Origin of the sequence: Streptomyces sp. NBC_00457, assembly GCF_036014015.1 — a bacterium.
Taxonomy (GTDB): Bacteria; Actinomycetota; Actinomycetes; order Streptomycetales; family Streptomycetaceae; genus Streptomyces.
Genome location: NZ_CP107905.1, coordinates 9,557,775 through 9,581,842 on the forward strand (window position 1 = coordinate 9,557,775; position 24,068 = coordinate 9,581,842).

Consider the following 24,068-nt stretch of genomic DNA (forward strand, 5'->3'; position numbering starts at 1 on the left):
TACTGATGGCTCGTTCGCCTTCGGGGCGCTTCAGCCGCCCCTGCGGCTCGCTCGCGCGCGGGTTGACGCCGAAGAGAGTTCGGCCGGTCCACCGTAGCGTGCGCGCAGGCAGTGGGTTGACCAGAGCCGGAAGGCCGTCAACTGCCGGTGCCGGTCCGGCCCCAGTCGGGGCCCGCCCGGTCCCAGGCCTGGTCCCAACGGGCGTACCGGCGGCGGACCATGCGCCAGACGATCAGCCGCCTGGAGCCGTCGACCAGGCCCGCGGTGAGCAGGGTGGCGCCGAATCCGGCGAGGACCGCGTGCGTCGTCGCCGTGGCGGAGTCCAGGGGGCGGGCCATGACGCGGCCGTGGGCGTCCGTCCAGAGCATGAAACGGTCGCCCGCTTGCGGGTCTTCGAGCTGGGCCGTGACCGGCCCGTGCTGCGCGGTGCCGTCCGGGGCGGTCCAGTCGGCGAGGACGCGACTACGTGTGTCCCGCGCGGGCGAGGTCTCGGGGTCGGTATCCAGCGCGGAGCCGTTCAGCTCGCGCACCACGGTCGCCGTCACCGGATGACGCGACTCGCGCTGGTCCCGGACCGACTGCTGGAGCGCGTCCTGAGCGACACCGCCGATCACGCAACCCGCCACGGGTGCGGCGACCAGGATGAGCAGCAGGGCCACCAGGGCGGCCCAGGCCTCGGCCAGATCGGTCGTGCGGCGCAGCGGGTTGTGCCGCCAGCGCCAGAGTCCGCTGATGGTTCGCACGGTCCCGCACCCCCTTCCCGCTCCGTGATAACCCCCGGCTGAGCCGTTCACGCGGGGGCCCGGTCAAAGAGAGAGCGAAATCACCCCCGATCGGGCCTCTCATGAACTTCTCACGAAATCCCACCATCCCAACGTGCCGCCCCCCGAGCCGAGTTCCCGCCCGCCGGGCGACAGCGGATCACTGTCGGTCCAGGATCCTGACCGGGTCGCCGACCCGGATCGTGCCCCGGGACTGGGGCACCAGGTTCTGACCGAAAACCAGCTTGCCGCCGAGGCGGCGGTGCCGGCCGAGGGTGTGGAGGGGCTCGCTGCCGCGTCCGGCGGTGGCCTGGTCGGTGGTGGTCACGACGCAGCGCCCGCACTTCTTGGCGACCCGGAAGACGACCTCGCCGATGGCCAGGCGCGACCAGTCGTCCTCGGCCCAGGCGGCGGTGCCCGACACCACCACGTTCGGCCGGAAGCGGTTCATGGGCAGAGGGCCCTCCTCCTGGTGATCGCCCTGGGCGATCAGGGAGTTGAGGGCGTCGAGCGAGGCGGCCGAGGTGAGCAGCAGCGGATAGCCGTCGGCGAAGGTGACGGTCTCGCCCGGCAGCGCGTACTCGGGGTCGACGGGCCGGCGCGTGGCCGGGGCGTCCATGTGCACGAGGCGCACTTCGGCGCCGAGATAGTCACTGCACCAGGCGTGCGCCGACGCGTCGGCGGCCGGGAACGCGTCGACCTTGTCGCGGAAGATCTCCATCGTCACCGCGCCGATGGGCTCCGGGACGGGAACCGTCAACGGATCCATACCGGGTGCGGACAGCCGAACGCCGCCGCCGGGCACCAGCTCGGCGGCGGCCATCGACAGGCGCGGCTGCCGGCGTTGCGTGACGACCTTTCCCCCGTCGTCGATCAGCGCCCAGCGTCGGTCTCCGGCCAGGCCCCAGGGCTCCACGACGGCCTCCCGGGGCGCCTGGCCCCGGACCGACTTGACCGGATGAACATGAATCGACTGCAGCTGCGCGTTCCCCATGGAGCCATCGTGCCAGCCGGACCCCACAGCTCCGGTGGAGGATCAGTAGCCGCCGCCGCGGTACTGCTGGTTGTTGTACGGGTCCTGGTACGGAGCAGGGTTGGGCCGGGGAGCCGCAGGGCGCATCGCCTCGTAGCCCGTGCCGGGCGCCATCGGGCGCGGCTGCTGCTGTTGCGGACCGGGATAGCCGCGGGGCGCACCGGCCTGCTGCGGGATGTAGGCCGCGGGTGCCTGTTGCAGCGGAGCCGGCTGCTGCGCCTGCGGGTAGCCGTAGGAGGGCTGGGACGGGGCGGCCGGGAGAGCCGGCAGCGCCGACGGCAGCGCGGGCAGGTGGTTGCCCGGCATGTCGTACGCCGCGGGGACCCGGATCGGTGCGATCTGCGGGGTACCCCGCTCGGCGACGAGCTTGTCGTAGATCGGAGTGTCCGGGAAGGAGGCGGAGTAGTAGCCGCCGCCATAAGTGGAGCGGGGGGAGGTCATGGCACATAAGTTAAGCCCACGATGTGCTGGTTGGGGAGACCGATAAGAGGGTTGTTTTCCGTGTCGGCCGTGACGCGGGATCCCCAATGCGAGCGAACTTGGCAAAAAGGGGCGGTGGTGAGGGCTCGGATCCCGTAAAGGCCGAGTTCCGCGCAGGTTACCGGCGGTTGGACAGCGATCTTCCTGGGCTCCTCATGGGTGTTCGCCGTGCTGGAGAATAGGTTGGTCGAGTAGGACAGAACCCAATGGGCTGCCGGGGCATGACGACCTGGCACGGTCACTCGTGATGGGGGCGGACATGTCAATGCCTAAAGGATCGAATGCTCCGGTGCCGACGACAGCACTGCGGGTCGAATTGGGCCGGCGTTCCGGCCCGGGAGTGCCCGACGCGGACGCGTCGGCACTGCTGCTGGTCGGCGGAAAGGTCCGGTCCGACGCCGATTTCGTCTTCTACAACCAGCCGGCGCACTCCTCGGGCGCGGTGCGCCACGAAGGCAAGCGGGACGCCGACGGCCTGGTGATCGACAGTCTCCTGGTCGACCTCGCGCGCGTGGAGCCCGCGATCGAGACGGTGGTCCTGGCCGCATCCGTCGACGGCGGTACGTTCGGACAGGTGCCGGACCTCTACATCGAGGTCCGCGATGCCGCCCAGAACACCGTGGTCGCCCGCTTCGACAGCACGGGCGCGACGGTAGAAACCGCTTACGTGCTCGGTGAGTTCTACCGCCGCCAGGGCGCCTGGAAGTTCCGCGCCGTCGGCCAGGGGTACGGCAGCGGGCTCGAGGGCCTCGCCACGGACTTCGGCATCACGGTCGACGAGCCGCAGCAGGCCGCCTCCACTCCGCCGGCGCCCGTCGCGGCTCCGGTGACCACGCCGCCACCCCCTCCTGCGGCGCCCCCCGCGGCACCGGTCAGCCTCAGCAAAGTGACGCTGACCAAGGCGTCGCCCTCGGTGTCGCTGACCAAGCAGGGCGGCACCTCGGGCGCGATGCGTGTGAACCTCAACTGGGAGGTGCGCAAGCAGTTCTCCGGCTGGGCCAGCAAGCTGGGCCGTGCCGTCGCCATGCACTCCGACCTCGACCTCGACCTGTGCGCGCTGTACGAACTCACCGATGGCAGCAAGGGAGTCGTCCAGGCCCTGGGAAACGCCTTCGGCGCGCTGCACCAGCCCCCCTTCATCCACCTCGACGCCGACGACCGCACCGGCGCCATGGCCAGTGGCGAGAACCTCACCGTCAACCTCGACCACAAAGAGGCCTTTCGGCGCATCCTCATCTTCGTGACCGTCTACGAGGGCGCGCGCTCCTTCGCCGACCTGCACGCCACGGTCACCCTCACTCCGCAGCACGGCGCCCCGATCGACTTCTCGCTCGACGAGTGCACCGTCCCCTCGACGGTGTGCGCCCTCGTCCTCATCACGAACACCGGCAGCGACCTGGTCGTCCAGCGCGAGGCTCGCTACCTGGTGCCGGAGCGCGGGGTCAGCCCGCAGCGGACGGTCGACTACGCCTACGGATGGGGCATGAACTGGACGCCCGGAAGGAAGTGACCGGGCTTCAGCCCTCGTCGGGGACGGCGCCCGGACGTGCGTAGGTGCGCCCCTTCCAGGCCGCGCCGCGCCCCCGGTAATGCTGGACCGCGGAATCGACCGTCATGAGCAGATACAGGAACGCGGTGAGCGGCAGCAGCGGCGCGAGCCACAGGGGCTGCCGGTAGTAACGGAGTATCGGGATGTACGTCCCCGTCATCAGCAGCCACGCGAGGGCACCGGCACCCGCGGCGCCCGCATCGCCTGCGGCCAGGCCCCAGACCAGGGCCGCAGGCGGCACCAGATAGACCAGCGCGAGCCCCGCGACCGTACCGGCGAGCAGCAGCGGATTGTGCCTCAACTGCGCATACGCACTGCGCGAGACCATCCGCCACAGATCGTGCAGCCGCGGATACGGGCGCACGCTGTCCACCCGCTCCGCCAGCCCCAGCCAGATATGACCTCCGCCGTCCTTGACGGCACGCGCGAGTGCCACATCGTCGATGACGGCGTGCCGGATGGCGTCCGGGATCCGGGCCCGCTCGGCCACCTCGGCCCGCAGCAGCACACAGCCGCCCGCCGCGGCCGCCGTCCGCGACCCCTTCTTGCCGATCCGGCGGAAGGGATACAACTGGGCGAAGAAGTACACGAAGGCGGGCACGACGAGCCGCTCCCACGCACTCGCCACCCGCAGCCGGGCCATCTGGGAGACCACGTCGAAACCTCCGGCGTGCGCTGCCGCGACCAACTCCCGCAGGCTGTCCGGGGCATGGGCGATGTCGGCGTCCGTGAGCAGCAGATACTCGGGGTCACGCGCGCGTGCCAGGCCGATGCCGTGGCGCACCGCCCACAGCTTGCCGGTCCAGCCCGCGGGCGGCTCACCCGGCGAGGAGACGGTCAGCGGCAGCCCGCCGTGCCGTCGGGACAGCGCCCGGGCCAACTCCCCGGTGCCGTCCGTGCTGCCGTCGTCGATCAGGAACACCTCCGCCCGCCCCGGATAGTCCTGGGCGAGCAGCGACGGCAGACTCTCGGGCAGTACGGCCGCCTCGTCCCGGGCCGGGACGACGACACAGACAGCGGGCCAGGCGCCCGGTTCGCGACGCGACGGCAGACGTACGTCCGTACGCCAGAAGAAGCCCTGGCCCAGCAGCAGCCACAGCCAGGCAACCAGTGATAGGGCGGCGGTCCACGCGATGGCACTCACCCGCGCAGTCTGCCCCACCGCTCCGGTGCCATACGGCTCATCGTCTATCGTGGCCGGGTGAAGATCGCGCTCATGGACTCCGGAATCGGTCTGCTGGCGGCCACCGCCGCGGTACGGCGTCTGCGACCCGACGCAGATCTCGTCCTCTCCCTCGACCCGGACGGCATGCCCTGGGGCCCCAGGACCACCGAGGACCTCACGGAGCGCGCCGTCGCCGTCGCCGAGGCGGCCGCCGCCCACCGGCCCGACGCCCTGATCGTCGGCTGCAACACCGCGACCGTCCACGCGCTGACCACCCTGCGCGCCCTCCTCGAACCCGGCATTCCGGTCATCGGCACCGTCCCGGCGATCAAACCGGCCGCGGCCGGTGGCGGCCCCTTCGCGATCTGGGCGACGCCGGCCACCACCGGCAGCCCCTACCAGCGCGGTCTGATCCGGGACTTCGCCGACGGTGTGACGGTCACCGAGGTGCCCTGCCCCGGCCTGGCCGAGGCCGTGGAACACGCGGACGAGGCCGCCATCACCGCCGCCGTCGCCGCGGCCGCCGCGCTGACCCCCGACGATGTAACGACCGTCGTCCTGGGCTGCACCCATTACGAACTGGTCGCCGAACGCATCCGCACCGCCGTGCAACGCCCCGGCCGCCCGCCGCTCGTCCTGCACGGTTCCGCCGGAGCGGTCGCCGCCCAGGCGCTGCGCCGGATCGGCGAGCTGCCCGCCCCGGATGCCGCCGCGAACGGCACCCTGACGGTGCTGCTGAGCGGACGCGAGGGCGCGCTGCCCACGCCCGCCCTGGCCTACGAGGAGGGCCGGCAGCTCCAGGCGATCAGCCCCGCCCGGTGACCGACCGGCACAAAACAGACGCCAATACTCCAGCGGACGTCCGCCTGGCGCAGTCACCCTGTGCAACGCGGTACCCGCGGAGCGAAACCTAGGTAACCTCATAGCCATGAGGGACCACCCCCGTGATGCGCACGCCCCGCACCACCCCGACGTCTGGACCGGACGTGCCACGAACCGGTTCCAGTGGCTGCTGGCGCTCGTCGGGGCGGGCTGCATGGCGCTCGGTATCGAGCTCGCCGTCGACTCGGCATGGACATCGGGTATCGCTCCGCTCGTCATGGCCGTCGTCGGCTGTATCGCCGCGGGACTGCTGGTTCTCTTCGGCACCCTGGCCTTCGTCCACGTCGATCTGAAGCTCGACAAAGAGTGCGTCGAGGTCCGCTGCGGGCACATGGGCGTGCCCCGTCGCCGCATTCCACTCGCCCATGTCGCCGGCGCCGACTTCGACCCGCAGATCACCCCGCGGCACTGGGGCGGCTGGGGATACCGCTGGCGGCCCGAGAAGGGCACCGCGGTCGTCGTACGGCGCGGCGAGGGCGTGGTGCTGCGGCTGTGGGACGGCCACACGTTCACCATCACAGTCGACGACGCGGAGGCCGCCGTACGAGCCATTCGCGCCCGGCTGCGGCCGAACGCGCCCGGACCGGTGCACTGAACCTCACGCGCGCGGACTGTTCCTCGGCGTCATGGCGTCAGGCGGTCGCCGCGCGGGCGGGTGTCCCAGGTCCGCTGAGGTGGCTCGTCGGTGAGCGGGCGTGCCGTGGCCAGGCCCGCCAGCAGGCCGGCGCCCACGGACACGGTGGTGAAGCTCAACGCGTTGCCGACCGCGGCGATCGCCGCCAGCGCGGTCAGTGCGGCGCCCGCGGTGAGCGCGACCGGACTGGAGCGGGGAGTGCGCCACAGGGCGTACAGCACCCAGCCGAAGACCACCGCCAGCAGGACCACGCCGACGACGCCCTGTTCGGCGGCCTGCTGCAGCGGGGCGGAGTGGGGTTTGCCGTCGGACAGCAGCGTCTGGGTGGCCGTCGTGCTGAGCTCACCGAAACGCCCCGGGCCGACGCCCACGGCCGCGTCCTCGCGGACCATGTGCAGGGCGTCGTGCCACAGCTCGATCCGGTGCCGGGTCAGCTGACCCTCCAGGTATACGGCGAACCCGTTCGGGACCGCGTTTCCGGCCACCGCCCAGGGAAGCCCCGTCACCAGGACCGTCACCAGGCCCAGCCCTGCGATGCCCAAGCCGCGGCGCTGCATGCGGCCCGCGGCGAGCGAACACAGCAGCACCGCCACACAGAGGACGAAACCGGTGGTCGAGCCGAGGACGGCCGCGGTCACCGCGATCCCGGCGGCCAGCCCGCGCAGGGCGAGCCGCAGCGGCGGAGCCGACGCGGCCCACGCCGCGCAGCACGCGGAGCCGGCGGACAGGATCAGCACCGCGGCGGTGGCGCCGGCGTGGCCGAGCGGCGCGACGATCTCGGGCCCCGGCGCCAGATGTGGAACGGCCACCGTCAAGGCCAGTCCGGCCAGTGCCGCGGCACTCGGCGCGGCGACCGGCAGGAGCGCCCCGCAGATCCGCCCCGCGGCATAGCCGGCCGCCACCGCCAGGATGGCAAGCAGCACACCCTCGGGACGGCCGCCATGCACCGTCGCTGTGATCAACGACCAGACCGCGCAGGCCCCGAGCGCCGCGACACCCGCCGCGTCCGAAACGTTTCGTCTGTCGCCGCCCTCCTCCGGACCGGCCGCAGACGTCATGCCCGTGGAACCCACCCCGCCCCCCGAACCCGGTCCCCCGACCTGTGACGTACCCCAGCCGTCCCGACCTGAGCGGTCGCACGACAGGGGCTCCGGCACACCGTAACGGCTGATGAACGATTTTTGACATCCTCCTCCTCGTAAAAGAGGGGGATTCCAACCCATGCGGGTTGAGGTTCACGGGCGCTCGATCGGCTGGTGGCCGCTGTCACCCCTCCGGCACCGGCTGCTCGCCGGGGGCGGGGGATCCCGCCCTGTCCTGCCGCGACGTTGGTTGCTGCGTTGGTGTCCGCGTTGCAGGTGAAGCCGCAGGAGGAACAGACGAACTCGGCTTGGCTCTTGCGCGAGTTCTTGTCGATCCATCCGCAGGCGCTGCACCGCAGACTGGTGTAGGGGGCTGGTACGTCTTCGACCCGGCCGGGGGCTTTGTCTTCGGTGCGCTGCCGGAGCAGGCCCCAGCCTTCGGCGAGGATTGAACGGTTCAGGCCGGACTTCTGCGCCACGTTCTTGCCGGGCTGCTCGATGGTTCCCTTCGCGGAGCGGGTCATGTTCTTGATGTTCAGCTTCTCGAACCGGATCAGGTCGTACGAGCGGGCGAGCGTGGTGCTGGTCTTCTCGCACCAGTCCTTACGTCGGTTCGCCTCCCGCGCCTTGAGCTTGGCGACCTTCGCGTACTCGGCTGCCTTCTGCGGGCTGTTCTTCTTCGCCCGTGCTGCGCGTCGCTCGTGCTTGCGGATCTGCGCCCGCTCCTTGAGGGTGAGCTGCGGGCAGTTCAGCTTCCGGCCGTCCGACAGCGCGGCGGTGATCTTCACGCCCCGGTCGATGCCGATGACCTCACCCGTGCCCGGCGCCGGGACCGGCTCAGGGATGACTGCGAAGGCGATGTGCCACTGCCCGTTGCGGAAGGTGACCCGGAACGTCTTCGCGTCGGGCAGCTTCGCGCCGTTTCCCTTGACGCTGAGGCGGAACCTGACCCAGCCACAGCCGGGCACCCTGACTTGCGCCCAGCGGCGGTTCAGCTTCTGCACCACCACGGACCGGCCCATGACCTGCTTACCCGTCTTCGTATTGAGCTTGGGCGAGCCGTCTTCGTTGTACTCGGGTACACGGTCGGTGCCGATGACACGAAAGCCTTCGTGACGGAACCTCTTGCGCCAGGTCGGCTCACCGAACCCAGACGTGAACTTGGCGTTCTTGGCCTTGGCGAAGTCCTTGAGCGCCTGCTGCTGCACGTCCGCGTTCCCGGCACCCAGCCACTCGTTCTCCCGCCGGGCCTCGGTGAGCTGACGGCACTGCTGCGCGAAGCCAGGTGCCGACGTGCGCCACCTGCGCCAGTGCGAGTGCTGCTCAACGGCGAGGTTCCACACGTACCGGGCGTGCGCGCAGTGCATGTGCATCTGCTTTTCCTGCTCGCTCGTTGGGTACATCCGGAATCTCGCCATGACCCCATCCTAGGGCTACGGTGACCCCATGGCAGTCTTCAACTTCCGTATCCCCGATGACCTGTACGACAAGCTCAAGGAACTCGCCGCATCCGAAGAGCGCTCCGTGAACTCGGAGTTGCTGCACCTCGTGCGACGAGCTGTCGAGTCGGGTGGGACGCCGAATCACCCTGGCGGCGATTCGACCACCTCCATCTCTGCCCCGCTACGCGGGAGCGGGCATTCACCCCGGCCCTGAAGGGACCGCGCACCCTGCCCGGAAAGCGAGGTGGATGAGTTGCGTCGACTTGTGCGGGAACGATGCTGGGCCCGAGCTGGGAGAACGCCCGTACCGTCCCGTGGACCGCGCTGTCGGCGGCAAGGTCACCCGCCGTACACTCCCGGAGTGACCGTCACCGCAACCTCCGTGGACGAGTCGGACCGACTGCAGCCGCAGAACGCGCCCGCCTCACGCCGAGCCCGCCTCGCGCGCCTCGTTCCGGCCGCCGTCGCGGCGCTCTCAGGAGTGCTGCTGTACGTCAGTTTTCCGCCGCGCACCCTGTGGTGGCTCGCCCTGCCGGCCTTCGCGGTCTTCGGCTGGGTGCTGCGCGGCCGCGGCTGGAAGGCGGGCCTGGGCCTCGGCTATCTGTTCGGCCTCGGCTTCCTGCTGCCGCTGCTGGTGTGGACCGGCGTGGAGGTCGGCCCCGGGCCCTGGCTCGCGCTGGTCGTGATCGAAGCACTGTTCGTGGCTCTGGCCGGCGCGGGTATCGCCGCGGTGTCCAGGCTGCCCGCCTGGCCGGTGTGGGCGGCCGCCGTGTGGATCGCCTCGGAGGCGGCACGCGCGCGTGCGCCGTTCGAGGGCTTCCCCTGGGGCAAGATCGCGTTCGGCCAGGCCGACGGCGTCTTCCTGCCGCTCGCCGCGGTCGGCGGCACCCCGGTGCTCGGCTTCGCGGTCGTGCTGAGCGGCTTCGGTCTGTACGAGGTCGTACGCCTGTCTCTGGAGACTCGACGCACCCGCGCTGTCCGGCGTGGCGCCGCGGCCCTCGCGGTGCTGAGCGTCGCCGCCCCGGTGCTCGGGGCCGTGGCCGCCCGGCCGCTGGTCACCGACAAGGCCGAGGTCGGCACCGCGACCGTCGCCGTCATCCAGGGCAACGTGCCACGGGCCGGGCTGGAGTTCAACGCCCAGCGGCGGGCGGTGCTCGACTACCACGCGCGCGAGACGGAGCGGCTGGCCGCCGAGGTCAAGGCGGGCAAGATCGCTCAGCCCGACTTCGTGCTGTGGCCCGAGAACTCCTCGGACATCGACCCGTTCGCGAATGCCGATGCCCGAGCCGTCATCGACCGGGCGGCCAAGGCGATCGGCGTGCCCATCTCGGTGGGCGGCGTCGTCGAACGGGACGGCAAGCTCCTCAATGAGCAGATCCTGTGGGACCCGGTCAAGGGACCCATCGACACCTACGACAAGCGGCAGATCCAGCCGTTCGGCGAGTACCTGCCGCTGCGCTCACTCATTGGGGCCATCAACAGCGACTGGACGAGCATGGTCCGCCAGGACTTCAGCCGGGGCAGCGAGCCCGGTGTGTTCACCATGGACGGCGCCAAGGTCGGCCTGGTCACCTGCTACGAGGCCGCCTTCGACTGGGCCGTGCGCTCCGAGGTCATCGACGGCGCGCAGATGATCTCCGTACCGAGCAACAACGCGACCTTCGACCGCAGCGAGATGACCTACCAGCAACTCGCGATGTCCCGCGTCCGGGCCGTCGAGCACAGCCGGACCGTCACCGTGCCGGTGACCAGCGGGGTGAGCGCGATCATCATGCCGGACGGGGAGATCACTCAGAAGACGGGCATGTTCGTCGCCGACTCGCTGGTCCAGAAGGTGCCGCTGCGCTCCTCCGAGACGCCCGCCACGAAGCTGGGCATCCTCCCGGAGATCGCCCTGATCGTGCTCGCCGCGGGCGGGCTCGGCTGGGCCATCGGGGCCGGTGTGCGCGGGCGACGCGCTCGTGACGTGTAGTCGTACGCCGTCGTAACGCCCCCGGGGTGAGCGACCGGGCCCGTTAGGGTCGTTCGCATGGCTACTCCTGACTTCATCAGCGCGATCCGGGCCTCGGCCGGCCAACAACTGCTGTGGCTCCCCGGAGTCACCGCCATCGTCTTCGACGACGAGGGCAGGGTGCTGCTGGGCCGGCGTACCGACACCGGCAGGTGGTCGGTGATCGGCGGGATTCCGGATCCGGGTGAGCAGCCCGCGGCCTGCGCGGTGCGGGAGGTCCACGAGGAGACCGCTGTTCGGTGCGTCGCCGAGCGGGTCGTTCTCGTTCAGGCGCTGGATCCCGTCACCTATGGCAACGGCGACATCTGCCAGTACATGGACATCACCTTCCGCTGCCGGGCCGTCGGCGGTGACGCGCGGGTCAACGATGACGAGTCGCTGGAAGTGGGCTGGTTCGACGTGGACGCCCTGCCCGAGCTGAACGAGTTCGGACTGCTGCGGATCAAGCAGGCGCTGTCGGACGCACCCACATGGTTCGACCCTATGAGCTCCAGCTGAAGTATGGGTGCTGAGCACATGTGGCGAGGTGTCGGTGCTGCCTAGGGTCGTGGCATGACGGCTAGCAGCGCCCTAACGGGACCCCACGCTCCCTCGCTCGACCTCGGCGGCCGCACCGCCCTCGTCACCGGCGCCGCCGGCGGCATCGGCCGCGCCTGCGCGCTGCGGCTGGCGCAGGCCGGGGCCAAGGTGAGAGCGGTCGACCGGGACGCCGAGGGGCTTGAGGCGCTCGCCGAAGGGGCCCGGGGCCTGGCGGGCACGGTCGAGCCGCATGTCCTCGACCTCACCGACCTGGACGCCGCTGAACTCGCCGCGGCGGGCACGGACGTCCTGGTGAACAACGCCGGGCTGCAACTGGTCCGCCCCATCGAGGAGTTCCCGCCGGACGTCTTCCACACGGTACTCACCGTGATGCTGGAGGCACCGTTCCGGCTCATCCGCGGTGCCCTGCCCCATATGTACGGACAGGGCTGGGGCCGCATCGTGAATGTGTCCTCCGTCCATGGGCTGCGCGCCTCGGCTTTCAAGTCGGCCTATGTGTCCGCCAAACATGGACTGGAAGGCCTGTCCAAGACCGCGGCCCTCGAAGGTGCGGCACATGGCGTCACCTCGAACTGTGTGTGCCCCGCATATGTGCGCACCCCACTGGTCGAGCAGCAACTCGCCGATCAGTCCCGGGCGCACGGCATTCCCGAGGAGCGCGTGCTGTCCGAGGTGCTGCTGCAGGACAGCGCGGTGAAACGGCTGATCGAACCGGAGGAGGTCGCCGAGGCCGTGGCGTATCTGTGCGGCCCGCAGGCCTCCTTCGTCACGGGTACCTCCCTCGTCCTCGACGGCGGATGGACCGCCCACTGAGCGAGCCGGTGCCGCGGGCCTGCCGGGTTGTCCACAGGGCTGACGGGGCGACGGTGCGATGGGGAATCCTGTGACCATGTCCCGCGATCACGTGCAGTCCGCCGAACGCTCCGCCACCGGTGCCGGAGCGACCGTCGGCAGCGCCGAGGCACCCTTCCTCGAGCTGCTGGCCCGCGGTGCCTCGGCCGAGGCCTACGAGCAGCCGGTGCTCCTCGCCCGCGCCGAGGGCCGCCCCGCCGAGTGGGTCGCCGCGCTCGAGCGGGCCAAGCTGACCGCGCTGCGGGTACGCGCGGAGCTGGAGGGACGGCGCCGGCGCGAGGCGGAGCTGTCCGCGCTGTTCGAGACGGCCCACGACCTGGCGGGCCTGCGCGACCTGGACGCCGTCCTCCAGGCGATCGTGCAGCGCGCCCGCTCCCTGCTCGGCACGGACGTCGCCTACCTGAGCCTGAACGACCCGGAGAAGGGCGACACCTACATGCGGGTGACCGAGGGCTCGGTCGCCGCCCGCTTCCAGCAGCTGCGGCTCGGGATGGGGGAGGGGCTCGGCGGCCTCGTCGCCCAGACGGCCCGGCCGTATGTCACCGAGGACTACTTCAAGGACGACCGCTTCCAGCACACCGTCACCATCGACGCGGGTGTGCGGGACGAGGGCCTGGTCGCCATCCTCGGCGTGCCGCTCATGCTGGGGCACCATGTGATCGGTGTCCTGTTCGCGGCCGACCGGCGTGCAAGGGTCTTCGAGCGGGAGCAGATCGCGCTGCTCGGCTCCTTCGCCGCGCTCGCCGCGGCCGCCATCGACGCCGCCAACCTGCTCGCCGAGACCCGCTCGGCCCTGGCAGGCCTGGAGAAGGCCAACGAGATCATCCAGGACCGCAGCGGCGTCATCGAGCGCGCCTCCGACGTCCACGACCGGCTCGCCGAAGTCGTACTGCGCGGCGGTGGGGTCCACGACGTGGCCGCCGCCGTCTCCGAAGTCCTCGACGGCACCGTCCAGTTCACCGAGGCGTCCGCCGCACCCGCCGAGGCCCTGGAGGCATCCCGGTCCGAAGGACACGCCGTGCGGCACGCCGACGACTGGATCGCCGCCGTGGCCGCCGGGGGCGAACTGCTCGGGGCGCTCGTGCTGCGCGGCCATCCCGGGCTCGACCCCGTCGACCAGCGCACTCTGGAGCGCGCCGCGACGGTGACCTCCCTGCTGCTGCTCGCCCGGCGCTCCGCCGCCGAGGCCGAGCAGCGCGTCCGCGGCGAACTCCTCGACGACCTCCTGGACGCCCGCGACCGCGACCCCCGCCTGCTGCGCGAGCGCGCGGCGAGACTGCATGCCGACCTCGACGCCACCCATGTGATCCTCGCCGCCCGCCTCGACGGCGTCTCCGCCGACGCCGACCAGGAAGCAGCCGCCCGCCGACGCCTGTGGGCCGCCGCCTCCCACCTGGCCGCCACCCGGCACGGACTGGCCGCAGCCCGCGACGGCGGCACGGTCCTGCTGCTGCCCCTCGACCAGGGGGACACCGCCACCGAACTCGCCCGCCGCACTGCCGTACACCTCGGCACGGCCGTCCACGAGGCGGTCACCGTTGGCGCCTCCGCCCCCGTGGCGAATCTCGCCGCCCGGCCGGACGCGGTGGCCGCCGGCTACGAGGAAGGCCGCCGCTGCCTCGACACGCTGCGGCTGCTCGGCCGCCACGGCGACGGCTCCGCCGCGGAGGACTTCGGATTCCTCGGACTCCTCCTCGCCGGGGACCGGGACGTCGCCGGCTTCGTCGACCGCACCATCGGCCAGGTCGTCGCCTACGACGAACGCCGCGGCACCGACCTTGTGCGCACCCTCGACGCCTACTTCGCCTGCGGCATGAGCCCGGCCCGCACCAAGGACCATCTCCACGTCCATGTGAACACGGTGGCCCAGCGCCTGGAGCGCGTCGGGCGCCTCCTCGGCGACGACTGGCAGAGCCCGGCCCGTGCCCTGGAGATCCAACTCGCCCTGCGGCTGCACCGGTTGTCGGCACCGGCACCGAAGTGACGGCCCCGCACGCACGGGCGCACGGGGTCGTCCGTCTCACCGCACCGGCAGCCGATCAGGCGGTACGGGCGTCAGCCGGAGATGCCGCCGCGGGCTCCGCGTCATCGGACGGCTCCACATCCGACAGGTCCCGATGGCGGGTCTCCTTGGCCACGCCGACGGCGACGATCGTCACGACGGCCGCGCCGATGACGTACAGGGAGATCGGTGTGGAGTTGCCGTAGTCGGACAGCAGCGCGGTGGCGATCAGCGGTGCCGGCGCGCCCGCCGCGACCGAGGCGAACTGGGCGCCGATGGAGGCGCCCGAGTAGCGCATCCGGGTCGCGAACATCTCGGAGAAGAAGGCGGCCTGGGGCGCGTACATCGCCCCGTGAAGCACCAGGCCGACCGTCACGGCGAGGATCAGGTTGCCGAAGCCGCCGGTGTCGATGAGCGAGAAGAACGGGAACATCCACAGCCCGACTCCGGCCGCGCCCAGCAGGTACACGGGCCGCCGGCCGATCCGGTCCGAGAGCGCGCCCCACAGCGGAATCACGGCGAAGTGCACGGCGGAGGCGATGAGCACAGCGTTCAGCGCGGTCTGCTTGGAGACGCCGGCCGAGGTGGTGGCGTAGACGAGGATGAACGCGGTGATGACGTAGTAGCTGATGTTCTCCGCCATGCGTGCGCCCATCGCCACCAGCACATCGCGCCAGTGGTGCCGCAGTACGGAGACGAGCGGCAGCTTCTCGGCCGCCGCGTCCGGGGTCGCCTTGCGGGCCTCCGCCTGCGCCAGCGCCTGCTTGAAGACCGGCGATTCATCGACAGACAGACGAATCCACAAACCGACGATCACCAGCACACCGGAGAGCAGGAACGGGATCCGCCACCCCCAGCTGCCGAACGCGCTGTCCGACAGCACCGCCGTCAGGAAGGACAGCACGCCGGTGGCCAGGAGCTGCCCCGCGGGCGCCCCCGTCTGCGGCCACGAGGCCCAGAAACCGCGACGCCGTGCGTCACCGTGCTCGGACACCAGCAGCACGGCGCCGCCCCACTCGCCGCCCAGCGCGAAGCCCTGGACCAGACGCAGCACGGTCAACAGCACCGGAGCGGCGGTGCCGATGGTCGCGTGCGTGGGCAGCAGCCCGATCGCGAAGGTCGCCCCACCCATCAACAACAAGCTCAGCACCAGCAGCTTCTTGCGCCCCAGCCGGTCGCCGTAGTGCCCGAAGACGAGCGCACCCAGCGGACGCGCGGCGAATCCGACCGCATACGTGAGGAACGACAGCAGCGTGCCCACGAGCGGGTCGGAATCCGGGAAGAACAGCTTGTTGAAGACCAGAGCGGCGGCGGAGCCGTAGAGGAAGAAGTCGTACCACTCGATGGTGGTGCCGATGAGGCTGGCGGCGACGATGCGCTTGAGGTTGCCGGGGGGTGGGGGAGCGGTGGTTCCGGAGGCCATGTGCGCCACTTCCTCGTGTGCGGTGGGGACGGGTACGTGTTCGCACACGGTAGGAATCTGCAGGTCAGGGGCACATGTGGTGGGACTACATAGTTCGGGGGCGGGGTGTGCGTGTTGCGCCTATGTCAGTGCTTCGCCTCCGTTCCGAGGGCTTGATCGGTGGCCGACTCAGACGGTGCCTGTTTGCGTTATTTGGAGCAATTTGATGCTGGCGTGCTGACTCCCGTGCTGGTTCGATGCTGACTAAAAGCGCACGTCATCACCCTTCTACACCTATCCCGTGCTGACGTTGTGCCGACTACACTCCGTTGAACTCGTCGCCGTGGTCTTCGACGACACGCCGCTGATGGGGACTCGGCTACCGTTCGGGCTCCTGCCACCGAACGTTGATCTCAGGTGGGGTGAGCCGACGACTCGGCTCACCCCACCTGAGCTCTGGTAGGACTCCGTTTGGTCTCCCCGGTCGGCGTCTGTCCAGGAGCTTGTTGTGTGGACCTCGACGCGGCTGTCGGGCCTGGGCCTCCTGGCGAACGGCTGCATCAGGAGCACATCTGGCGCCTCGACGCTGCCACGCTCCGGGAGCGGGAACTCCGCCAGCCTCGGCGGCGCACCTGCATGCCCTGGCGCGGAACTCTGGTGCAGGGGCAGCACCGGTGGCGCTCAGTGGAGATCGCCTGGTGTGCCTTGACATCGCTCGCGCGCCCTGCACCGATCTGGTACTGGGCCGCTTCGAGATCGAGCGAGCGGCCCGGCCCCCAACGCGCGGTCGTGGTGGGGCACGCCCACAGGGGCGGCGCCCCGCCACTGTGGGCGCCGCCGGTCAGTCGGCCGGTGTCAGGGCGACCTCGGCGCTGCCCGAGAGGGACGGCAGGCCGTCCGGGGGCGTGTCCTTGTAGGTGGCGTTGAAGACCGCCTTGAGGTTGTCCGAACCGGTGTGACCGCCGTCCACGAATGTCTTGAACGAGCCGGAGCAGCCGTTGCTCGAGGACAGCGGGTGGCCGTGCGTGTCGTGGCCGAGGATGAACGAGACGGTGACCTTCGAGCAGTCCACCGGCTGGTCGTCGGTGACGATGACCTGCCAGGTGACCGTGTCACCCCAGTGGAACGGCGTGCCGCCGTGCGGAGCCGGGTCGGTGGTGAGTGAGACGACCGGCGCCTTGTTGCCGACCACGACGGGAACGGACGCGGAGGCCGAGCGCCCGGTGCTGTCGGTGACCTTCAGCGTGGCGTCGTAGACGCCGTTCTTGTCGAACGTGTGCTTGGGGTTGGCTTCCCTGGAGTCCACGGCCCCGTCGGCATCGAAGTCCCAGGCGTAGCGCAGCGCGTCACCGTCGGCGTCCTTCGTGCCGGCGCTGGAGAACTGGACCGACAGCGGGCTGGTGCCGTTGGTCACGTCCGCGGCGACCTTGGGCTCCGGGGTGCGGTTGCCGCGGGTGAAGTCGATGCGGGAGAGCTGGGCCTCGGGCAGCTCCGCGAAGTACCCCGTGCCGTACTCCAGGACGTACAGCGCGCCGTCCGGGCCGAACTCGGCGTCGATCGGGCCGTCCGTCTTGATCGAGGGGATCGCGTCCTCGATCTTCTGGACCTCGTTGTTCTTTCCGAGGGTGATGGCCTTCATCTGGTCGCGGGTCCACTCGTAGAAGAGCGGCTTGCCGTCGAAGTACTGGGGCCAGCGGTTCGCGGCCTTGTTCCGCTTGTCGTAGCTGTATGCCGGGCCGCCCATGGGGCCGATGCCGCCCGTGCCGAGCTCGGGGAATTCCCCGGAGGCCTCGTAGCCGTAGACGATCTCCGCGTCCTCGACCGGGGGCAGCTCGCTGCGGCCGGTGTTGTGGCGCGAGTCGTTCACTGGCTTCGCGCAGTTGAACGCGCCGCTGGAGGTCTGGGTGGCGAAGTCGTAGTCCTGGTACGGCTGGTCCTGGGTCACGCAGAACGGCCAGCCGTAGTTGGCGGGGCGGTCGATGACCATCCAACGGCCCTGGCCGGCGGGGCCGCGGCCCGGGTTGGCGTTGCGGGCGTCGGGTGAGTAGTCGCCGACGTAGACCTCGCCGGTCCTGTCGTCCACTCCGAAGCGGAACGGGTTGCGCAGACCCATGGCGTAGATCTCGGGGCGGGTCTTCGTCGTGCCCGGCGCGAAGAGGTTGCCGTCCGGTATCACGTAGCCGCCGCCGCGCTTGACCTTGATGCGCAGGACCTTGCCGCGCAGGTCGTTGGTGTTGCCCGCGGTGCGCCGCGCGTCGTAGGCCGGGTTGCGGTCAGCGCGGTCGTCGACCGGGGCGTAGCCGTCGGAGGAGAACGGGTTGGAATCGTCGCCGGTCGACAGGAACAGGTTGCCCTTGTGGTCGAAGTCGATCTTGCCGCCGACGTGGCAGCAGATGCCGCGGTCGGCCGGCACGTCGAGGATCTTCTGCTCGGTGCCGTAGTCGAGCTTGTTGCCCACGAGCTTGAACCGCGACAGCCGTGTGACGCCCTTGTACTTGGCGAAGTCCGCGGGCGTGCCGAACTGCGGTGCGTCCCCTTCGTTGACGCCTGGGGTGGCCGGGTCGTCCACGGGGGTGTCGAGGCGGGGCGAGTAGTAGAGGTAGACCCAGTGGTTCTTGGCGAAGCCGGGGTCGACGGCGATGCCCTGCACGCCCTCTTCGTCGTGCTGGTAGAGCCCTGCGGGGCTCTTCTTCATGTCGGCGGCAAGGAAGTTCACGCCGCTCTTGGGGTCGTGGATGCGGACCTCTCCGGTGCGCGCGGTGTGCAGCACGCGCCGGTCGGGCAGGACGGCCAGGGCCATGGGCTCGCCCGGGCGGTCGTTGAGGGTGACCTTCTGAAAAGCCGACGGAGACGGCGGTACGGGGTCTGATTTGGCGGCCTGGGCTGCGGGGAGAGGCAGGAGCCCGATGGCTCCGGTCAACGCAGCCGCCCTCACGAGGGTGACGATCCGTCTGTTGCGCACTCAGAACTCCTTTGGTCCGGCCAGCGGGTGAAAAGGCAGGCGAAATGCGTGAGTTGGACGCTAGGGGGCCGACTTTCAGCTCGTCAAGGACAAAGTCCCAGTCTCTTCGGTGAAAGTTTGTCAGGGTGTTTCCTGTTTTTTCGGGTATGCCCGGAGTCCCGCCCGACGCCGCCAAGGCATCGGGCGGGCACTATTGGTGACGCTTCGTCAGTTAGCAGGCGCGCAGGGCCGCGAGGTGGTGGTAGCCGACCTTGGCGAACTCCAGGGACTGGCCGGGAACGCTCGCGCTCGGTGCGTTGTCCTGCTCGACCATCGGGTTGTGGTAGTTCTTCGCACCCACCCGGGTGAAGAACTTCCGGTAGTCGATGTCGCCTGTGCCGAACGGCACCATGTCGTAGCCCAGTCCGCTCTGGAGGTTGACCACGCCGTCCTTCGCGTGGAAGAGCGGGAAGCGGGGCGTGTTGCGGACCACGAGTGCGGCAGGGTCGAAGACGTCCTCACGCTGCGAGCCGTCGTGGGCGGTGTACGTGTGGAACTTGTACTGGGCCACGTGCGCCCAGAAGACGTCCAGCTCCAGATACACGCTCTTGCGGTCCGTCACCTTCAGGAAGTACTCCAGCTTCCGGATACCGGAGCTGCGGGTCGGCCGGCCCTGGGCGTCGAGCGGGCCGCCGTCGAGCAGGAAGTCGTAGGCGCTGTCGTGATTGTGGGTGTAGAGCTTGATGCCCTCACGGCGGACGATGGCGCCCAGGGTGTTCCACTTCTCAGCGGCCACGTCCCAGTCGGCCCGGTAGCGGGTGTTGGTGGGGTCGGCGCCGGTTCCCATGTGCTCCATGCCGAGGATGTTGGCGATCTCCAGGAACCGCTTGAAGGTGTCCAGGTCGGACGGGGTCAGCGGCCAGGATGGTGGGATGAAGCCGTGGCTGCCTTGCGCCCGCAGCCCGTACTCGTCGAGCCAGGAGCGCATGAGCTTCGCGCCCTGGACAGTGCCCAGATCGGCGCCGCCGGGCGCGTTGGCGTGCTGGCCGTAGCCGGCGAACTCCACCTGGCGGTAGCCGAAGCGCGACAGCTGCCGGAACACCTCGCGGAACCCGGAGGGCAGGTCGGAGGCCAGCGGGTCGCGACCGATCGCATCACGGACGGTGTAGAGGATGATGCCGCGCTTGTGCGGCGGGACCAGAGCGGAACGCCCCCGGTCGTCCACGGCGGCTTCGGATCTGCCCTGCGCAAGGGCGGGTGCGGCGCCGAAGACCGGGGCGGCGATCGCCGCGGCGGTGGCGGCCGTGCAGGTGCTGAGGAAACGGCGGCGGCTGACGCCGAGTGTGCGGCGCAGGGCGTCGTCGGTGACGCCTTCGTCGTTGAACGCGGTCACAGTGGTTCTCTCTTTCGTTGTCGCGGTGCTGCGGGTGCCTGACGGCTGCCGCCTCAGGAGAGGTCGGCGAGCCGCAGGAGCAGGGACTGCACTTCGGTGGCCGCGACGCGGCCGGACACTGCGCGGGGGGTGGAGAGCAGGGCGAGCGGACCTTCTTCGTCGCTCGTGGGGAGGCGGCCGTGGCTGCCGCGTATGGGTCGACGGGGTCGTAGCCGGGTTTGCGGTGGATCTCGACGAGCCGGGCGAAGTCGGGGGCGCGGGCGTCGTCGAGCCAGTAGTAGAACGTGGACCAGGCGTCCAGTTCGGCGACCGTGACCAGTTCCCCGGAGCGCGGGTGATCGAGCCCGTTGGCGTTCTTGCCGTCGTCGAGGATTTCCTTGATGCCCTGCAGGTCCGTCAATGCCTCGCGGGTGGCTGCCAGGTCCTCGGGCCGGCGGACGTACGCATGCGCCAGTTGGTGGTCGGCGAATCGGGCGGTTGCTCATGGCAGCTCCTTCAGGCGGACGGCCGTCAACAGCTCTCGGGCCAGGGTCAGTTCGGCGGCGACGCCGTCGACGAGCTGGGTCCTGGTGCGGGGGCGTAGCTCGGGCGGGAGGGCCTGCCAGGTGTAGGTCTCGACCTCGAGATAACGGGTGCGCGGCTCCATACCTCCTACCAGCAGGGTCAGAGCGTCCTGGAGCACGTTCAGGGTGGAGGTGAGCGGTGCGGCGGGCGGGGCGTGCAGAGGGACGTGGAAGTGGACGCGCCAGGGTGCGTCGTCGGGCAGGCCATCGCCCGCCAGCGCCTCGCCGAGGTCGTCGGTGCCGCGTAGTCCGCCGGACGTGAGGGCACGGGTCTGGTGCAGGAAGCGCGGTTCGGCGAAGGCGGCCAGAGCGTCGCGGACCTCCGGTCGACGGGGTTCCTCGGCGTGCAGGGCCGCCGACAACTGCGCCTTGGTGATGCTGACGCCGACCGCCCCGAGCGCGGTCAGCGCCGTGGCCGGGTCCTCGAAGGACGTGGCGAGATGGCAGGTGTCGACGCATACGCCGATACGGTCGTTCCCGTCGTTGTTCACGGGCTGCCTCCCTGCCATGTCGAGGTGCCGATGTGGGTGGAGGACGGTGGGGGGAGGCGGGGCTGGCCTCTCCGCCCACCGTCGGCATAGGGGCGGGCTTTTCGCCGCGGCCTAGGAGTGCGGCTCCGTGGTGGGCGCGGTTACGGCGGGCGAGTCGGCGGCGAGAAGGCCGCCGGCGAGAAGTGCGGGATTCTTGGCGGCGCTTGGCCGTGGGCTGTGCACGGATGTCCTCCGTCGTCCGGTCGAACGAGCGGTGAGCTGTGCAGCCGGTGGGGTGTGCGCCGTCACTGTCGAACACCGTGTGGCGCCTGTGCACGGAACGGGACCGTAGCCCGGTTCGTCCGCAACGAAAAGCCCTTATGCAGAAGGAAGTCGAACTTTTTCCAGACTCTGGACAAAGGAGTGCTCGGGCAGCCCGGAACGGCCCGGCGGCCTTTCCGGCACCGGGCCTTGACCTGTTCTGCTTGACCGGGCCGCTCGCGACGAGCGAACGCTCCTTCTCGAAGCCCTAGTTGTCGCCGCCTCCGAAGGCGGCGTCGAAGGACGCTGAAGGCGGGTCGAAGTCGAATCGCTTCAGATGGGCGAGCGCTTGTGGTGCGCCGGTGAGGCGGTCCATGCCGGCGTCCTCCCACTCCACGGAGATCGGCCCGTCGTAACCGATGGAGCGCAGCATCCGGAACACGTCCTCCCAGGGGACGTCGCCGTGACCGGCGGAGACGAAGTCCCAGCCGCGCCGCGGGTCGCCCCAGGGCAGATGGGAGCCGAGCCGCCCGTTGCGCCCGTCCAGACGCTTGCGGGCCTCCTTGCAGTCGACGTGGTAGATCCGGTCCCGGAAGTCGTAGAGAAAGCCGACCGGGTCCAGGTCCTGCCAGACGAAGTGGCTGGGGTCGAAGTTGAGCCCGAAGGCCGGCCGGTTGTCCACCGCCTGCAGTGCCCGCTTGGTGGTCCAGTAGTCGTAGGCGATCTCGCTCGGATGGACCTCGTGGGCGAAGCGGACGCCCTCAGTGTCGAACACGTCCAGGATCGGGCTCCAGCGTTCCGCGAAGTCCTCGTAGCCGCGCTCGATCATCCTCTCCGGTACTGGCGGGAACATCGCCACCAGGTGCCAGATGGACGATCCGGTGAAGCCGACGACCGTGTCGACGCCGAAGGCGGCCGCGGCACGCGCCGTGTCCTTGATCTCGGCCGCGGCCCGTCGGCGTACGCCCTCCGGTTCCCCATCGCCCCAGATGCGGGCGGGCAGGATGCCCTGATGTCGTTCGTCGATGGGGTGGTCACAGACGGCCTGACCGACGAGATGGTTGGAGATCGCCCAGCACTTCAGACCGTACTTCTCCAGCAGGGCATGCCGATCGGCCAGGTACGACGCGTCCGTCAGGGCCTTGTCGACCTCGAAGTGGTCTCCCCAGCAGGCGAGTTCGAGGCCGTCATAGCCGAAGTCGCGGGCCAGACGGCAGACCTCCTCCAACGGCAGATCGGCCCACTGGCCGGTGAACAGGGTGAACGGGCGTGGCATGGTGCCTCCGAGCGTGGTTCCTGCGGGCTCTCTACCGGACTTCGGCCTCGACGGCCTGGACGGGGGTGTAGACGGAGTTCTTCTGCGCGCTCTCCTCCACCGCGGCGAGCACCCGCTGCACCTGCAGACCGTCGGCGAACGACGGCATCGGATCGGCGCCGGACGCGATGGCCTCGACCAGGTCGCGGGCCTGGTGGGCGAAGGTGTGCTCGTAGCCGAGCGCGTGGCCCGGCGGCCACCAGCCCTCCAGGTACGGGTGCTCGGGCTCGGTGACGACGATCCTGCGGAAGCCGGCCGTGGTGGCGGGCTCCCGTTGGTCGTGGAAGGACAGCTCGTTGAGCCGCTCGAGGTCGAAGGCGAGCGAACCGAACTCGCCGTTCACCTCCAGCCGCAGGCCGTTCTTGCGCCCCGACGCCATCCGGGTCGCCTCGAACACGGCGAGCGCCCCGGAGGAGAATCGGCCGGTGAAGACGGCAGCGTCGTCGACGGTCACCGGCCCGCGCCGGGTGCCGCCGGAAGCGGTCAGGCCCGAGGAGGCACCGTCGAGGCGGGGGCGCTCCTTGACGAAGGTCTCCGTCTGGGCGGAGACGCCGACCAGCGCCTCACCCGTCAGGTATTGGGCGAGGTCCACGATGTGCGCGCCGAGGTCGCCGAGCGCCCCCGACCCCGCGTGCTCTCGCTGCAACCGCCACGTCAGCGGGAAGTTGGGGTCGACCAGCCAGTCCTGGAGGTAGCTGACCCGCACATGGCGCAGCGTGCCGAGCCTGCCGTCGCCGATGAGTCGACGGGCGAAGGTGAGGGCCGGCACACGCCGGTAGTTGAAGCCCACCATGGCCAACTGCCCACGCGAACGGGCCGCTTCGGCGGCCGCGACCATGGCCTCCGCCTCGGCGACCGAATTGGCCAGCGGCTTCTCGCACAGCACGTGCTTGCCCGCCTCCAGCGCCGCGATCGCGATCTCCGCGTGGCTGTCGCCCGGTGTGCAGATGTCGACGAGTTGCACGTCGTCGCGGGCGATGAGGGCACGCCAGTCGGTCTCCGCCGCGGCCCAGCCGTGCTTGTCGGCCGCCGCCCGCACGGCGTGCGCGTCGCGGCCGGCGATCGCGGCCAGGACCGGCCGCAGCGGCAGGTCGAACACGTGCCCTACGGTGCGCCACCCTTGTGAGTGCGCGGCGCCCATGAACGCGTAGCCGACCATGCCCACGCCGAGTGCCGGCGGTGCCGTCCGACTGTCACTCTGTTCCATACGGATTCCTCCTCGTCGGAGTGTCACTGACTCATCGGTGTGCTCGTGGGACACCAGGGCCTGCGCCAGGCCCTGGGTGCCCG

At 70.3% G+C, this 24,068-nt stretch carries 19 protein-coding genes and 2 pseudogenes; 8 read left to right on the forward strand and 13 right to left on the reverse strand.

The genetic code is table 11. The annotated features are described in order from the left end of the window. Positions 1-137: 137 nt before the first annotated feature. From OG828_RS43580 to OG828_RS43590, 3 genes are all read right to left on the reverse strand, one after another. Positions 138-743, reverse strand: coding sequence for an Rv1733c family protein (locus OG828_RS43580; RefSeq protein ID WP_328369883.1), 606 nt, complete (start codon positions 741-743; stop codon positions 138-140). A gap of 178 nt (positions 744-921) precedes the next feature. Continuing rightward, positions 922-1,755 (reverse strand): MOSC domain-containing protein, encoded by an 834-nt coding sequence (locus tag OG828_RS43585; RefSeq protein WP_328369885.1) that lies wholly within the window; start codon positions 1,753-1,755, stop codon positions 922-924. A 42-nt stretch (positions 1,756-1,797) separates the two neighbouring features. Next, entirely contained in the window at positions 1,798-2,235 is a 438-nt protein-coding gene (locus OG828_RS43590) for a DUF6643 family protein (protein ID WP_210578656.1), read from the reverse strand. Positions 2,236-2,539: 304 nt separating this feature from the next. Here OG828_RS43590 and OG828_RS43595 point away from each other — a divergent pair, with 304 nt between their 5' ends. Beyond that, complete coding sequence (locus tag OG828_RS43595) at positions 2,540-3,784, forward strand: TerD family protein (protein ID WP_328369890.1); 1,245 nt, start codon at positions 2,540-2,542, stop codon at positions 3,782-3,784. A gap of 7 nt (positions 3,785-3,791) precedes the next feature. Here OG828_RS43595 and OG828_RS43600 read toward each other — a convergent pair whose 3' ends face one another. Continuing rightward, a complete protein-coding gene (locus OG828_RS43600) occupies positions 3,792-4,967 on the reverse strand; it encodes a glycosyltransferase (protein WP_328504290.1) in 1,176 nt (391 codons plus the stop codon). A 57-nt stretch (positions 4,968-5,024) separates the two neighbouring features. Between OG828_RS43600 and OG828_RS43605 the strand changes: the two genes are divergently transcribed. Continuing rightward, positions 5,025-5,810: a glutamate racemase gene (locus tag OG828_RS43605; RefSeq protein ID WP_210578647.1), complete on the forward strand. Its 786-nt coding sequence runs from the start codon at positions 5,025-5,027 to the stop codon at positions 5,808-5,810. Between the two features lie 106 nt (positions 5,811-5,916). After that, positions 5,917-6,465, forward strand: a complete 549-nt coding sequence (locus OG828_RS43610; protein ID WP_328369897.1) for a hypothetical protein — start codon at positions 5,917-5,919, stop codon at positions 6,463-6,465. A gap of 29 nt (positions 6,466-6,494) precedes the next feature. Here OG828_RS43610 and OG828_RS43615 read toward each other — a convergent pair whose 3' ends face one another. Beyond that, complete coding sequence (locus OG828_RS43615; protein WP_328504291.1) at positions 6,495-7,562, reverse strand: O-antigen ligase family protein; 1,068 nt, start codon at positions 7,560-7,562, stop codon at positions 6,495-6,497. Then, on the reverse strand, positions 7,559-9,004 hold the full coding sequence (locus OG828_RS43620) for an RNA-guided endonuclease InsQ/TnpB family protein (RefSeq protein ID WP_328504292.1): 1,446 nt from the start codon (positions 9,002-9,004) through the stop codon (positions 7,559-7,561). The genes OG828_RS43615 and OG828_RS43620 overlap by 4 nt, the downstream gene beginning before the upstream one ends. Positions 9,005-9,032: 28 nt before the next feature. Here OG828_RS43620 and OG828_RS43625 point away from each other — a divergent pair, with 28 nt between their 5' ends. The 5 genes from OG828_RS43625 (at position 9,033) to OG828_RS43645 (ending at position 14,415) form a co-directional block, all read left to right on the forward strand. Further along, positions 9,033-9,242, forward strand: a complete 210-nt coding sequence (locus tag OG828_RS43625; RefSeq protein WP_328369903.1) for an Arc family DNA-binding protein — start codon at positions 9,033-9,035, stop codon at positions 9,240-9,242. A 147-nt stretch (positions 9,243-9,389) separates the two neighbouring features. Next, positions 9,390-11,000: an apolipoprotein N-acyltransferase gene (gene lnt / locus OG828_RS43630; protein ID WP_328504293.1), complete on the forward strand. Its 1,611-nt coding sequence runs from the start codon at positions 9,390-9,392 to the stop codon at positions 10,998-11,000. Between the two features lie 57 nt (positions 11,001-11,057). Next, positions 11,058-11,537, forward strand: a complete 480-nt coding sequence (locus OG828_RS43635) for an NUDIX hydrolase (protein WP_328504294.1) — start codon at positions 11,058-11,060, stop codon at positions 11,535-11,537. Positions 11,538-11,591: 54 nt separating this feature from the next. Further along, positions 11,592-12,392 (forward strand): 3-hydroxybutyrate dehydrogenase, encoded by an 801-nt coding sequence (locus tag OG828_RS43640; RefSeq protein WP_328504295.1) that lies wholly within the window; start codon positions 11,592-11,594, stop codon positions 12,390-12,392. Positions 12,393-12,468: 76 nt separating this feature from the next. Then, positions 12,469-14,415, forward strand: coding sequence for a helix-turn-helix domain-containing protein (locus OG828_RS43645; RefSeq protein ID WP_328504296.1), 1,947 nt, complete (start codon positions 12,469-12,471; stop codon positions 14,413-14,415). Between the two features lie 55 nt (positions 14,416-14,470). On the opposite strand, the gene OG828_RS43650 is transcribed toward OG828_RS43645, so the two are convergent. The 7 genes and pseudogenes from OG828_RS43650 to OG828_RS43680 all read right to left on the reverse strand — a co-directional run bounded on the left by OG828_RS43650 (position 14,471) and on the right by OG828_RS43680 (position 23,985). Continuing rightward, positions 14,471-15,856 carry an MFS transporter gene (locus OG828_RS43650; RefSeq protein WP_328369923.1) on the reverse strand — a complete coding sequence of 462 codons (1,386 nt, stop codon included), beginning with the start codon at positions 15,854-15,856 and terminating at the stop codon, positions 14,471-14,473. A gap of 820 nt (positions 15,857-16,676) precedes the next feature. After that, positions 16,677-18,797, reverse strand: a complete 2,121-nt coding sequence (locus tag OG828_RS43655; RefSeq protein WP_328369925.1) for a PQQ-dependent sugar dehydrogenase — start codon at positions 18,795-18,797, stop codon at positions 16,677-16,679. 211 nt (positions 18,798-19,008) lie between these two features. Then, the gene (locus tag OG828_RS43660; protein ID WP_328369927.1) at positions 19,009-20,169 is read right to left on the reverse strand and encodes a sugar phosphate isomerase/epimerase family protein; all 1,161 of its coding nucleotides are present in this window, start codon (positions 20,167-20,169) and stop codon (positions 19,009-19,011) included. Positions 20,170-20,222: 53 nt separating this feature from the next. Beyond that, a pseudogene (locus OG828_RS43665) lies at positions 20,223-20,635 on the reverse strand (alkaline phosphatase family protein); the annotation flags it as partial. Between the two features lie 15 nt (positions 20,636-20,650). Then, positions 20,651-21,208 (reverse strand): annotated as a pseudogene (locus OG828_RS43670) (metabolite traffic protein EboE); the annotation flags it as partial. Between the two features lie 523 nt (positions 21,209-21,731). After that, a complete protein-coding gene (locus OG828_RS43675; RefSeq protein ID WP_328504297.1) occupies positions 21,732-22,739 on the reverse strand; it encodes a sugar phosphate isomerase/epimerase family protein in 1,008 nt (335 codons plus the stop codon). Positions 22,740-22,770: 31 nt separating this feature from the next. Further along, positions 22,771-23,985, reverse strand: a complete 1,215-nt coding sequence (locus OG828_RS43680) for a Gfo/Idh/MocA family protein (RefSeq protein ID WP_328369933.1) — start codon at positions 23,983-23,985, stop codon at positions 22,771-22,773. Positions 23,986-24,068 lie beyond the last annotated feature (83 nt).

Coding starts and splice junctions, on each gene's coding strand:
- OG828_RS43585 (WP_328369885.1), bottom strand. CDS start 1,755: ATGGGGAACGCGCAGCTGCAGTCGATTCATGTTCATCCGGTCAAGTCG.
- OG828_RS43590 (WP_210578656.1), bottom strand. CDS start 2,235: ATGACCTCCCCCCGCTCCACTTATGGCGGCGGCTACTACTCCGCCTCC.
- OG828_RS43595 (WP_328369890.1), top strand. CDS start 2,540: ATGCCTAAAGGATCGAATGCTCCGGTGCCGACGACAGCACTGCGGGTC.
- OG828_RS43610 (WP_328369897.1), top strand. CDS start 5,917: ATGAGGGACCACCCCCGTGATGCGCACGCCCCGCACCACCCCGACGTC.
- OG828_RS43615 (WP_328504291.1), bottom strand. CDS start 7,562: ATGACGTCTGCGGCCGGTCCGGAGGAGGGCGGCGACAGACGAAACGTT.
- OG828_RS43620 (WP_328504292.1), bottom strand. CDS start 9,004: ATGGCGAGATTCCGGATGTACCCAACGAGCGAGCAGGAAAAGCAGATG.
- OG828_RS43625 (WP_328369903.1), top strand. CDS start 9,033: ATGGCAGTCTTCAACTTCCGTATCCCCGATGACCTGTACGACAAGCTC.
- OG828_RS43635 (WP_328504294.1), top strand. CDS start 11,058: ATGGCTACTCCTGACTTCATCAGCGCGATCCGGGCCTCGGCCGGCCAA.
- OG828_RS43640 (WP_328504295.1), top strand. CDS start 11,592: ATGACGGCTAGCAGCGCCCTAACGGGACCCCACGCTCCCTCGCTCGAC.
- OG828_RS43645 (WP_328504296.1), top strand. CDS start 12,469: ATGTCCCGCGATCACGTGCAGTCCGCCGAACGCTCCGCCACCGGTGCC.
- OG828_RS43650 (WP_328369923.1), bottom strand. CDS start 15,856: ATGGCCTCCGGAACCACCGCTCCCCCACCCCCCGGCAACCTCAAGCGC.
- OG828_RS43675 (WP_328504297.1), bottom strand. CDS start 22,739: ATGCCACGCCCGTTCACCCTGTTCACCGGCCAGTGGGCCGATCTGCCG.
- OG828_RS43680 (WP_328369933.1), bottom strand. CDS start 23,985: ATGGAACAGAGTGACAGTCGGACGGCACCGCCGGCACTCGGCGTGGGC.